Below are 11,863 nucleotides of genomic sequence, written 5' to 3'. Positions count from 1 at the left end.
GATCTAAATTATTCCGGTTTGAAGCCTTTGAACCGAACGAATGCTGTGCACAAATCTGTCGGCAAAATAATACCGCCGTCAAACCCGCCATTGTTTTTCCCCAACCCAGCATTAACAAATGAGAGTAAAAGCGCTTCATCTGATATTTGATGATGGTTGTTTTCATCGTATTTGGAAAAAGTATCTAACTCATCAATCTCAAAGGAAGGGATACGCTCAAGCGCAACCATTAAGCGACGTAATGTAATAAAATCAATGTATTCAAACGCAAACGCTTTCAAGAATGCTGCTGCAATTTCTGGCTTATTTTCACTCTCCATGCGGTCAATGATTTCAATCAGTCTGTCGCCAGCCTTACCCGCAAATTTGTCATTTTCGTTCAACCGATTGGCCATATTTATTCGTGTAGCATCGTCTAGATCGGCGAAGCCAGAGATGAAACGAATTAACTTTTCCGTGAACCGACGATCATGCACTGAGCTGGCTGTCTTGAAAATTCCTACGAGAGTATTGAGTAAAGGAATCGACTCAAGCGTTCCCGATTCAAGGGCAGAGTCAATAACTAGCTCACCGTAATCCTTGAACAGATCGGTTACATCATCAGATTTTATAACCTCAACCAATGCACTACCACGTTTGGAGTCTTGGGCCATAATTCCTCAATTGCACATCGTTATTAATATTAAATGGAGGGGCAGTAAGACCAAACGCGTAAGGACTATGAAATAGTTTTACGTCGACGTTCGATTAGTGCTGCCGCTATTGACTCAACTTCTTGAAAATCTTTTGAAGCGCTCGCACGTAAGGCAAGGTTCCATTTACTCAGCACACGAGCGTTAATTACCAGGTCGCTATTATCTTTCAATCTACCGTTCTTTAGTAACCATTCGGCCACATCAGCCCAATCCCAGAGTGGAGACTGACCTTTAATGCGTTGGACAGGGCAAGGGAAGTCACCGCTACCGCGAGTGCCATCTTTCAGCATTGCAATCGCCTGTCGGGACATTTCAGTAATTTCCGCAATGTCGCTCAAGCCTACAAGAGCAGAGTCGACAGATTCAACAATAGCGCCGATTCCGGCTGATTCGATATTGTCGACCGCTGATTCAATTGCTGCATCGAGCGATTCAGCTTCGCGGTCGAACTCAACATATACGGAGTTTCCATATGCGCAAATCAGCGCATCGTCACAGCCGCTTCCGTACAGCGCGTCTTCCAGTCCTTCGGTCTCATACGTTACGCCTGAGAGTGTCAGAGTGAAGTTATAAAGCGCCATAGTACCTCTTCGTTTAGTATTCAGAGTATTCTCTTGTTGATTCGGTAAGGAGTTGTTGTAGCAACTCCTTACCGGGCAAAATCAATCGCAGCGATCAACCATACGAATGATTTGCTTGGCATGGTTTTCAGCACTTCTCGGTGTCGACCATACGCTCATCTGGTGATCTCGGTGTTCACCTTCTGGACTGCCGCAGCGCAATTTGCAAAAACAGTGTGCAGAATCGCCTGGTGGAACCCAAACCCAGCCTTGAGTTACAGCATATTCAATGGCCGCTTGAATGTGCTTATTAGTATGTTTCTTCAGATACAATTTATCTCCGGCATATTATATGTTCGATGTTGACAACTGTCAACGGCGAGTGAATTCCATCCGTCCGTGTCTCCACCACATTGTCGTACGCTGTCTACGGCCAGCTTTTAACGGGGCATAGAGTACCAGAACCACCTGATTTTTCACTGGCTTACCTATCTCATAACCTCCATTTCATCATGTCATAATCTCCTCCGCCTGATTCCTCCATGATAAAATTGATATACATAAATAAGCAGGTAATTAACACCATGAGCACCGATATCTACGAAAAAATCATGTCCGATCTGGAGTTCGACCGCGACAATCTGGAGGAAGTCTGGCGTCAGCAACCGCGCCTGTTGATGGAGTACGGCTCTAAGCTGGCGCGGGCAGAACGCGAAGTCGCAGATGCAAAACTCTCCCTCGATGCGATTGAGGCGAAAATCTACGACAATGAGCGTAAGAACCTGAGTATGAACGGTATTAAGTTCAATGAATCCGTACTGGAGGCGAAGGTAAGAACCAACCCGCAATACCTCGCAAAGCGCCAGAAACTCGACGATGCCCGGCACATTGCAGATCTGTACAAGCACGCTGTAGCCGCCTTCTCCCACCGCCGCGACATGATTGTCCAGGCGTCCAAAATGGCTATCGTGGAGATTGAACGTTTGGGCGCCGAACGTTTCCACTCTCCCCGTTAATTTATGCTAGATCATAAGTAAGCACTGATCTATCATCCTTCTCGCTCGAAAGAGCCACGAATAAACGAACGCCCAACGCGCATAGCGCCAATGGCCACAATCACAACAAGGAGAAATACATGTCTAAGTCATTACTTGATCTGCTTAACAAGACCCGTGGCGATATTGCTTCTAAACGTGGCAATAACGTTGATTTGACCCGTCTGAAAGACGGCAATAACTATCTGCGCATTTTTCCGAACAAGGACGACCCGAATGGCGTGTTCTTCCAGACTTTCGGTATGCACTACGTTAAGCATCAGAATGAGGAAGGCAAAGATGTAACCACCGCCTACATCTGCGAACAACACACCCACGGCCACGCTTGCCAGCTGTGTGAGATGGTTATGGAAGGTCGTGCTCGCTTTAAGGGCAACAAAGCGATGGAAGAGCGCATTAACAGTATGCGTGCTACACCTCGTTATCTGGTCAACGGTGTTCTGTCTGCGCGTGAAGACTTTGCGGACGCAGAGAAATGCCAGCTGATTGAGCTGCCGTCTACGGTCTTCGACGATATCTGCAAAGTGATGTCCGAAGATATTGCGGATGATATCGGCAACCCACTGAGCAAAGAAGAAGGCTATGCGTTCCTGATTAAGCGTACCGGTTCCGGTCGTGACACCAAGTACGACGTATCCCCGAAACGTAAAGTCTACAAAGGCGACATTCCTGAGAAGCTCTGGACTACCCAACACGATCTGATCGCATACGCGAACCAGGCTGACGAAACCCGTCTGCTGTCTACGGCTCGCACTATGGGTCGTCTGATTGGTATCGCGGCTCCGGCAGCAACAATGTCCTCTCCGGCCATTTCTTCCGCTGCAAAATCAGCTGCTGCTGAACTGCCAGGCTTTGGCTCTATCACTGGTCATACGGAAGGTGCAGCTGCTGTCGCTACAGCACACACTCCGGCTCCAGAGTCCACCAGCCTGGTTGATGAAGAGATCCTGCGTGCCGCTGAAGCTGAGTTCAAGCCGGAAACTAAACCGGAAGAAGTTAAAGCTCCGGAAGCCGCCGCAGCTGCAAGTGCTTCAGCATCTGCTGCCACTGCATCTGCACCAGCTGACGAAGGTCTCGACGACCTGCTGGCTGAACTGGACGCTCTGTAATCCCATAACGTGACCAGTAAGGCGTCTACGGACGCCTTACTTTTTTGGAAGGAGTGTACCGGTGAATTATCTCTTTGTGGACGGTAACAGCCTTGGCTATTACCACCAGCAATCCGACAAATTACACAACGGCGAGATGGAAGTTCAGGCGGCTTTTGGCTTCGTGAAGAACGTTCGTCGTTACGCCTCAATTCTCCATGCCCGCCCAATGATCTTGTGGGATGGATTCAGCGACAAACGTCGCGACTTCTACCCGGAGTACAAAGCGAATCGCGATGACGACCCGGATATGAAGAAGATGAAAGAAGGCTTTGCCATCCAGAAGCCGTACATCTTGAAAATGATGACCGCGCTGGGCGTTAACCAACTCATTGCAAAGGACGCAGAAGCGGACGACCTGGCTGGAATGCTGGTCTCTCGCCTGGCTCCGCAGCCGACCGTCGATCACATCTACCTGCTGACTGGCGATGGCGACTGGCTCCAGCTGGTTCGCGAGAATGTGAGCTGGGTAAGCCTGCGTGAAGATGCCAAGCACAAGCAGGTGAACTTCGAACAGTTCGCAGAGCTGACCGGTCTGCCAACGCCACGCGCGTTTCTGGAAGCGAAAGCGTTGCAGGGCGATAACTCGGACAACATCAAAGGCGTCGGTGGCATTGGTGACGGTGGCGCGAAAGAGTTACTTCATGAATGGGGAAGCGTGGCCGCAATGGTACGCGGCATTAACGACGGCTCCATTGTCATCAACAAAGGTCGCTATAAGACGGCATTCAACAAGCTGGCAAAGAACGCCTTCAACGAGAAGACGGGCTGCCGGATGCTCGAAGCCTTTAAGCGCAACATGATGCTGATGAACCTTATCGACACAAAATTCCCACCCAGCGAAATCGAGTCGATTAAAGGCGCACGCGACATGAATGCCTTCGAACAGATGTGTTACGAGCTGAACTTCCGGTCGTTTCTGGAAGATCTGGAAGTGTTTGTTCTGCCGTTTGAGAGGTACTGCTGATGCTGAAATCCATCATTAATGGCGGGGCAACTACGCCAACCATGCTGGCTAAAGAGATTGTCTTCTGCCACGGCGAGCACGCTGTGGTGGCGCTGCCGAACATTCTGGGCGCTGCTGGCATTTCTGCTACTGAGCGTGAGTTCGCGCTGGTCAGCGAGCAGGTCGTGAAGATCATCGCTCGCGTCGCCAAACACCTGAACCACGACGCAATCAAGTTTGACGAAGCCGCTGCTTCGAAGCGAATCAACGAATCAAAAGGAGCCTAATCATGGCAAAAGGCAAATCCGCACTGGCACTGGCGCTGAAAAAGAAAATCGGCAGCAATGACGAGATCCAGAAGGTCTCCCACTGGATTGACTCCGGTTTCCCTCCACTGAACAAAGCCATTTCCGGACGTTACGACGGTGGTTTTCCGTGTGGGCGTATCGTTGAAGTCTTCGGGCCGCCAAGCGCGGGGAAATGTGTTACCGCAGACACCATGCTGCTGACGGAGCGTGGAATGGTAACAGTGAAAGAACTGTTTGAGATTGAGGGGCACAAAGCAACATGCACTACTCGCGATGTAGAGCATAACGTTGGACTCATCAATGAAAATGGCGTGATAGAGAAGACCTCACACCTGACATGGAACAACCGTCGCAAATTCAAGCGCATTAAGCTGGCATCAGGGGGTTACATCGAGGCTACGTTCCGTCACCCAATTCGTGTGGTTGACGACTTAGGCAATATCGTCTGGCGGTATGCTGAAAAAATCAGTGTAGGCGACACGATTCCTTCAATGGTTGGCACACATCAATTCGGCGATCAGCACTTGGATGCCAATATCGCAAAACTGATGGGCTATTTAATTGCTGATGGATACGTGGCCTCTGAAAATTCTGTGCATTTTTCTAACACAGATCCATTCATCAAGGATGAGTACTACCGCCTCATTTCGCTGGTATCAGACAAGATGCCAGTTACGAGAAAACATAACGGCTCGGAAGACCATGTGCTGTTTAGCAAAGAGGTGCGTTCGCTGCTTTTTAAAGAATATGGTCTGGAGTATGAGAAAGCTGCTGGCAAGCAGGTTCCGTTGAGTGTGCGTCGCGCCAATAGCGAGGCTCAAATTGCATTCCTTCGCGGCTACTTTGAGCTGGAATGCCACGTCAATGATGGTCGCTGCATTGAGGTTGTGAGCGCGAGTGGGCTGCTGCTACAGCAAATTCGCCTCATGCTCCTGAATCTGGGGATTACGTCAACTATCTCTGAAAAACACGTCGCAGGTTATAAAAACATATATTACCGGCTGTCATTCAGTGGCTCTAACTACGACCTTTTCCTGTCAACGATTGGGTTCGAGTCTCCGGCTCGTTTAGCAGTGGCAACCAAACGGGACATTAGTTTTGACCGCACTTATTTAGGCTACGTTACGCACATCAGCGGCTTAGTGAAATCACTCTACGAGTCACTCACCAAGACCTCTCGTAAAGACTACGTTCTGGTAGATCACGTTATTGGCCGCGGCGATCGTGTCGGAATAGACAAACTGCGAGAAATCTATGTCTCCTTCATTGGCAGAAAGAATCGTTTTAACGAGCATCTGTTTGCACAACTGGCAGCGGTAATTGACTCTAACTTGTTCTACGACGAAGTCGTGGCTATTGAGGAAGGTGAAGCACCAACGTTCGACGTAGCGATGCCGGAAACACACTCTTTCTGGTCTAACGGGATTATCAGCCACAACACATTCCTCGCGACGGCAGCGATGGTGTCAGCACAGAAACAGGATGGTCTGGCCGTGTTCCTTGACCACGAAAACAGTTTCGACGTTGGTCTGGCGGTAGCGAACGGACTGAACGCCGACGAAGACGACGGTCAGTGGGTCTACAAACAGCCGGATACCTTCGAAGACTCCGTAGAGCTGATCGGCACAATCCTCAAGCTGGTGCGCGACGAAGAGCTTATCCCGGAAACAGCTCCTATCTGCATCGTTGCCGACTCTCTGGCGTCGATGGTTCCGAACTCGAAGGCTGAGAAGTTCGACAAGATGGCAGAAGGTACTGCGAAGGACAAAGATCAGCTGAACATGAACGACAACACGGCGCTGGCGCGCGCGACGAGTGCGAACTTCCCTACTCTGGCGCTTTGGGCGCGTAAGTACAACGCGTGCATCATCTTCTTGAACCAGGTGCGTACCAAAATTGGCGTGATGTTTGGCGATCCGACTACGTCTCCGGGTGGCGACTCTCCGAAGTTCTACGCGTCGGTGCGCATCCGTCTGGGTGCATCCGTCATGAAGGATGGCAAAGAGAAGATCGGACAGGACGTTGGCGCCGAGTGCATTAAAAACAAAGTCGCACCTCCGTTTGGCAAATGCTCATGGAAATTCTACTTCGACCCGACTCGCGGGCTGGACGTCATCGAATCTCTGGTTGAGTACATGCTGGAGGAAGGATACCTGCCCAAGAACGCCAGCGGGCGTGTGGAAATTGGCGATAAGAAGTACACCAAATCGCAGATCGTCGAGATGTACCGCGAGAAGCCACTCCCGGAAATCATTGCGGCACTCCAGGCGATAGACGAACGGCGAGCGAAAGAGTCGTCCCCAGCAGAGACAGAAGAAGCGTAATCACAAGGCGTCCGTTGGGCGCCTTTTTTATACTTGAAAATATATAAGTACTTACTTATCATTCCTACACCAAAACGACAAAAGGAAACACATGATTAAGGGTTATCTCATGGCTGTTTCAGCAGTGGTATCAGTCTGCTTTATCTACGGTTTGCTGGTTCCATCGCTTATATCAGCTAAAAGCGATCTGGCCTTCTTTATCGGACTTGCCATCGCTTTAATCTTCCCGGTTGCCTTGTTAAAAGCTGGCCGCAGGTATATCAACTCACTCAATAAAACTAAGGAGAAGTAAGTAATGAAAAAAGGTTTACTGGCGGTGGCTTTGGCTGCTATTTGCACAATGGGTCTGACCGGCTGCGATCGCGTGGAGCCGGGATACGTTGGCATTAAGGTAAACAAATTGGGTGAAGACAAAGGTATCGGTGAAGTTGTCGGCGTTGGCCGCCAGTGGACTGGTCTGAATACCGAGCTGTACACCTTCCCCACTTTCAAACAGATGAAAACCTACGATGAGCCGTTCACATTCCAGATGAGCGACGGTACAGCCATCGGCCACAAAATTGGTGTGGCATATCTGGTTAATCGCGACAAAGTAACTACCGTATTCCAGACCTATCGCAAAGGTGTTGATGACATTACCGACACTGATCTGCGCCAGAAGATTGCGGACTCACTGAACCGTCTGGCCAGCCGCATGACTACCGACACGTTCATCGACGGTGGCAAGGCGTCTCTGCTCGACAATGCGCTGAAAGACATTCAGGCAGAAATGTCACCGGTAGGTATTGAGGTTATTAGCCTGTCATGGGTGGGCAAACCAGACTACCCGGACACTGTCATCGAATCTATCAATGCCAAAGTGACCGCGAACCAGAAAACGCTCCAGCGCCAGCAGGAAGTTGAGCAGCGCAAGGCAGAAGCGAACATGCTGCGTGAACAAGCCGAAGGTGAAGCCGACGCTATCCGCAAGCGTGCTCAAGCAGAAGCTGATGCCATCAAGTTGCGCGGTGAAGCATTACGTCAGAACCCGAACGTCATGGAGCTGGAAGCCATCAACAAATGGAATGGTCAGTTGCCTCAGTACATGACTGAAGGGGCTAATACTCCGTTTATCGCGTTGAAGTAACAGCCTTTTCAAAGATACGGCGTCCACTTGGACGCCTTTTTTATTTCCGTATTATCACCAACGAGAAAACAAATTGGTTACTAATACGGAATTACCATCCGTAGAAGTACAAAGTGACAACGCCACATAGTTGTTCGGCAACGGATGAGAAGGAGATCGGGAATGAAAAATTACAGCGAGATGACGGACTTTGAGATTAACTGCCTGGTCGCGGAAGCCACCGGCCATCGACCGCTTATCTCACAATATGGCTGGAAAGGCTCACAGGAAGGCGATTACACAGCAGTGGTCGCCATCGGCCCGAACGGAGCCGGAACCTTCGACTGGTGTAACGATCCGGAAGATGCGTGGGACATTATTTACCGACACAGAATCGGCGTAATACCTGCCAGACAGCCTGGCGAGTGGAGAGCGGCCCACAGAAAGGTGGATAGCTCAACGCCACAACATCTGATCCAGAACCCTAACCCTTTCAGAGCGGCAATGACCGTGTTCCTTTTAATGCAGGAGAAAAAGCGTGAAGAAACTGTATGACGCGGCCAACGCTGCGCTGGATGTAGTGGATACCGAAATTGCCCAGGGCTTCCCGGAGCCAGAATGGGCGACGCAGCTGCGTGAGGCGATTGCGGAGATGAACGCACCGGAACCTTCAGAAGATGAAGCCGACTGGCAGCGTTTCATCAGAATGTACGCGGAAGAGATTGGCCCGACGCCAACCGCTGAACAGGCCATGCTGCTCAAGTACTTCAAGGAAGCTGGAGAGAATCTGCCGGTTGATGATACACCGCACTGGTTTCACGCCGCCTGGCGTAAGTTCGACGTGATCTACACCCGCAGCCTGGGAAACAAAGATATGGTCGTCTGGCATCTGATGCACATTGATAAGGCTGTCGACCGCACGCTGGAGAAGTTCTTTCCTCCAGCCTGAACACAATGATTGTGCGCCGCATGGCGCACATTAATATAAATAAGCACTTACCAATAAGGAGAAAACACATGAAGATTTTGGTTCGCATTTCAGCCAGCACCGACTATGACGTTTACCCGTTGTTCATGGTCAAGTGCGACGGTCTAAGCGATGAAGAAATTCAAGCGGCAATTGAGCGCAATCTCGTTGAGTACACAGGCATGGATGCAGATTCAGTGCATGTCGATGATGACGGTGTTTGTTGGCACAACGGTAGTTGCTGGTACGTTGACGACACAATGCCGGTAAACGATGAAGACGCGGCTCATCTTGAGCGTATCTTAGGCATCAGCACTTTTGAGTGACATTTACAGCAAAAAATATATAAGTTAGTATCTACCTATCATGAAAACTGTATTAGACACTTTATTACTTATTGTCTCGATAGCTTTTGTGCTCGATTGCATCTTCACCGGAGCAATCCGTAAAGCGCTGGCGCCTGTTAATGGCGCGATGGTTAATGCGCTGGCCGTAGTGCTGGTATTCGACTCAGCATTCGGCGTTATCAAAGGAGTCGTGGCATGAAGAAAATAGCCCTGGCTCTGGCGCTGCTCTCCCTCCCTGTCTACGCGGACACGCACGTCTATGAGTGTGAGATGTCAGTGGCCGAAGTGAAAAACGACGTGATCCGCAATGTTGTCAAAGCCAGCTACGGCGCGATGGTTGTGGACAGCGGCGAACAGTTTTATGTTGTGCGCGATGATCGCGTCCTGTCTTCCCCCTATCTCACCAAACGTAACGGCAAACTGTCTGGCGTGGGTGAAGATAAGTTCGTTTACAACAAATCAGGTGATGTCTACGGCGTTCACGCGAAGAACGCCAGCTACCTTTTCGATGACTGCAAGGAGGTTGGTTGATGGCGGTTACACTGGCAGGTCTGGAAATCGAAAAAACAAGCGGCTACTGGCGTGCCAAAGGGTTTAAGCAACCCGGCGTGCTGGAACGTCTGGAACGTGAGGACGGTGTCATTGTCCACCAGCATCGCGAATGGCGCATGTACGATCCGGAAACAGGTAAGCTCACGACGAAGGCCGGGACACTCTGGGGTCTGCTGAAGAAAATCCACTGATAACACTAACCACTGCGGTGAGTAGCCAGCTCACCGCGTGCGTATCCGACCCATAACCACTGTAGTGAGTAGAACACCCTTCAGGTATGCAATCCAACCACTGTAGTGAGTAAAACGACTGCCGTGATATCCGGTATCCACTGTAGTGAGTAAAGTGGCGATTATCGACGTCGCTATCCACTGTAGGGAGTAAACAGGCGTTCATTCGCAGCAAACAACCACTATAGCGAGTGATGGAATGCGCTCTCCAGCGGGTATCCACTATGGAGAGTAAACCTTCACTGTTTTGAGCGGATATCTACTCACTACAGTGGTTAGTAAACCCAGCCAACCGATTCTGCTCTCCACAGTGGATAGCCAATAACGAAGGGAACAACGATAACCACTATAGAGAGTGGATTTAACAAGATACCCAGTGACCACTAACCTCGCAGCCCTTGATTCATCTAGGTTTGTAACCACTAACATTTATTTCGTTGTTTGCGTGCCACTGCCTACAGTGGTTACTCTTCGGTTGCTGTTACTCACGACAGTGGATAGCGGATTCCAGATAAACAAAAGGCTCACTACAGTGGATAGTGAGCCTTTCTACTCTCTACAGTGGTTGGGCTATTTACGAGTTTTAGCCTTGCGCAGCTCTTCAAGAATCGCCAGTTCTTCCTTGCTCAACATGACCATCTCACCGTCTTTTTCTTCAGGAACAACATCGATAATGTCCTCCGAATCATCACCAGGCAAGATATCTTCTGGTTCTTCCGGCGCAGCTTTAACTGGTGGCAATGCCGGGCGTAACTTCGGCCGCCTATAGTGGATGATGAAGTAGACCGAGCTGCCGCGCTTCACTTCGGTGTAATCGAGATAGCCGATCTCCCGCAGCTGCTCCATCGCCTTCCTGACTGTCGCATTCTGGGTAATGGTGCGGCTGGTTAAGTTAAGTCTGGCGCGTAAGCGAGCCAACGAGATTGGTGCCGGGTCAGGTGGCAAACTTTCGATGAAGGTGTAGAGCGCCTGCGCGGATTCTTTTCTGGAGAGTTCGTTGATTGCCCGGAGTTGCAGAAGAACCTTTTTGTCGAACTGATAGAGTTCGAAAATCTTAGGATCAGCCTGCAGCGAGACCGTGTCGTTCTTTGTGCTGTACTTTGCTGTCTGCACAAGGTGTGTCACGTAATACTCATCAGAGCCTTTACTGCGGAATGAGATAGTGTTTGTGGCAATACGAGTCAGAGAACTGTCCAGGCGCTTACGTAACTTCGCGGACGATCTGGCCGTTGGTATGCCACAGAGCCTGACGAACTCGACGAACGGTAACGTGACAGTGTCGCCAACAACCTTGTGCTTGGCGAACGCGTGGATGATGCCTACCCACGTTTTGAAGTCGTTATCCATATCCAGACGAACGCCGGAGATCCTTATGTCCTCGTACCCTTCGGCTTTGGCCAGAGACAGCTGTTTGAGTTCAGCAGAGGCGTCCATAGAGACCATTTGCCCCTTTCTGCCCCTGGCGGTCGATTTCAGCGTCGGAACGAAGAGACCAAGACGCATCAGAGCAACGGGCTGAACTGTGTTGTTGGTGTTAGGAACTAACGTAACAACTTCACCGGACTTTTTGTCTGTTTCTGAGAATGCTTCAACGATCGCTATGTTTTTATTGCCGTTTTCGCTCAT

17 protein-coding genes are annotated in these 11,863 nt (G+C 50.1%); 13 read left to right on the top strand and 4 right to left on the bottom strand.

What is annotated here, in order from left to right:
- Positions 1-8 precede the first annotated feature (8 nt).
- The 3 genes from IB222_RS25100 to IB222_RS25090 all read right to left on the bottom strand — a co-directional run bounded on the left by IB222_RS25100 (position 9) and on the right by IB222_RS25090 (position 1,582).
- Entirely contained in the window at positions 9-653 is a 645-nt protein-coding gene (locus IB222_RS25100) for a hypothetical protein (protein ID WP_149384927.1), read from the bottom strand.
- A 65-nt stretch (positions 654-718) separates the two neighbouring features.
- A complete protein-coding gene (locus tag IB222_RS25095; protein ID WP_149384926.1) occupies positions 719-1,276 on the bottom strand; it encodes a DNA-binding protein in 558 nt (185 codons plus the stop codon).
- An 81-nt stretch (positions 1,277-1,357) separates the two neighbouring features.
- Positions 1,358-1,582: a hypothetical protein gene (locus IB222_RS25090; RefSeq protein ID WP_071785734.1), complete on the bottom strand. Its 225-nt coding sequence runs from the start codon at positions 1,580-1,582 to the stop codon at positions 1,358-1,360.
- Between the two features lie 257 nt (positions 1,583-1,839).
- On the opposite strand from IB222_RS25090, the gene IB222_RS25085 reads away from it, so the two are divergent.
- The 13 genes from IB222_RS25085 to IB222_RS25025 all read left to right on the top strand — a co-directional run bounded on the left by IB222_RS25085 (position 1,840) and on the right by IB222_RS25025 (position 10,198).
- Positions 1,840-2,271 (top strand): hypothetical protein, encoded by a 432-nt coding sequence (locus tag IB222_RS25085; RefSeq protein WP_000102109.1) that lies wholly within the window; start codon positions 1,840-1,842, stop codon positions 2,269-2,271.
- Positions 2,272-2,390: 119 nt separating this feature from the next.
- Positions 2,391-3,419, top strand: coding sequence for a regulator (locus tag IB222_RS25080; protein WP_071684166.1), 1,029 nt, complete (start codon positions 2,391-2,393; stop codon positions 3,417-3,419).
- Between the two features lie 61 nt (positions 3,420-3,480).
- Positions 3,481-4,425, top strand: a complete 945-nt coding sequence (locus IB222_RS25075; protein WP_022649902.1) for a 5'-3' exonuclease H3TH domain-containing protein — start codon at positions 3,481-3,483, stop codon at positions 4,423-4,425.
- Complete coding sequence (locus IB222_RS25070; protein WP_000920226.1) at positions 4,425-4,691, top strand: hypothetical protein; 267 nt, start codon at positions 4,425-4,427, stop codon at positions 4,689-4,691. Before IB222_RS25075 ends, IB222_RS25070 begins: the two co-directional genes overlap by 1 nt.
- A gap of 2 nt (positions 4,692-4,693) precedes the next feature.
- Entirely contained in the window at positions 4,694-7,036 is a 2,343-nt protein-coding gene (locus IB222_RS25065) for an LAGLIDADG family homing endonuclease (protein WP_149384925.1), read from the top strand.
- A 91-nt stretch (positions 7,037-7,127) separates the two neighbouring features.
- Positions 7,128-7,328 carry a hypothetical protein gene (locus IB222_RS25060; RefSeq protein ID WP_016051664.1) on the top strand — a complete coding sequence of 67 codons (201 nt, stop codon included), beginning with the start codon at positions 7,128-7,130 and terminating at the stop codon, positions 7,326-7,328.
- 3 nt (positions 7,329-7,331) lie between these two features.
- Positions 7,332-8,162 carry an SPFH domain-containing protein gene (locus tag IB222_RS25055; protein ID WP_004110049.1) on the top strand — a complete coding sequence of 277 codons (831 nt, stop codon included), beginning with the start codon at positions 7,332-7,334 and terminating at the stop codon, positions 8,160-8,162.
- Positions 8,163-8,324: 162 nt separating this feature from the next.
- Positions 8,325-8,696, top strand: coding sequence for a DUF2591 domain-containing protein (locus IB222_RS25050; protein WP_004110046.1), 372 nt, complete (start codon positions 8,325-8,327; stop codon positions 8,694-8,696).
- Complete coding sequence (locus IB222_RS25045; RefSeq protein ID WP_149384924.1) at positions 8,680-9,090, top strand: hypothetical protein; 411 nt, start codon at positions 8,680-8,682, stop codon at positions 9,088-9,090. Before IB222_RS25050 ends, IB222_RS25045 begins: the two co-directional genes overlap by 17 nt.
- Before the next feature lie 68 nt (positions 9,091-9,158).
- Positions 9,159-9,434 (top strand): hypothetical protein, encoded by a 276-nt coding sequence (locus tag IB222_RS25040; RefSeq protein ID WP_149384923.1) that lies wholly within the window; start codon positions 9,159-9,161, stop codon positions 9,432-9,434.
- 40 nt (positions 9,435-9,474) lie between these two features.
- Positions 9,475-9,654 carry a hypothetical protein gene (locus IB222_RS25035; RefSeq protein WP_004110036.1) on the top strand — a complete coding sequence of 60 codons (180 nt, stop codon included), beginning with the start codon at positions 9,475-9,477 and terminating at the stop codon, positions 9,652-9,654.
- Positions 9,651-9,986, top strand: a complete 336-nt coding sequence (locus IB222_RS25030; protein WP_016051670.1) for a hypothetical protein — start codon at positions 9,651-9,653, stop codon at positions 9,984-9,986. The genes IB222_RS25035 and IB222_RS25030 overlap by 4 nt, the downstream gene beginning before the upstream one ends.
- Positions 9,986-10,198 (top strand): hypothetical protein, encoded by a 213-nt coding sequence (locus IB222_RS25025; protein WP_080201279.1) that lies wholly within the window; start codon positions 9,986-9,988, stop codon positions 10,196-10,198. Before IB222_RS25030 ends, IB222_RS25025 begins: the two co-directional genes overlap by 1 nt.
- Positions 10,199-10,807: 609 nt before the next feature.
- Here IB222_RS25025 and repA read toward each other — a convergent pair.
- Positions 10,808-11,863 carry a replication protein RepA gene (gene repA / locus IB222_RS25020; RefSeq protein WP_149384922.1) on the bottom strand — a complete coding sequence of 352 codons (1,056 nt, stop codon included), beginning with the start codon at positions 11,861-11,863 and terminating at the stop codon, positions 10,808-10,810.

The organism is Citrobacter sp. C13 (assembly GCF_014596815.2).
Taxonomy (GTDB): Bacteria; Pseudomonadota; Gammaproteobacteria; order Enterobacterales; family Enterobacteriaceae; genus Citrobacter; species Citrobacter portucalensis.
Note: the sequence above shows the minus strand (reverse complement) of the source record. Positions and strands in the feature narration are given on the sequence as shown.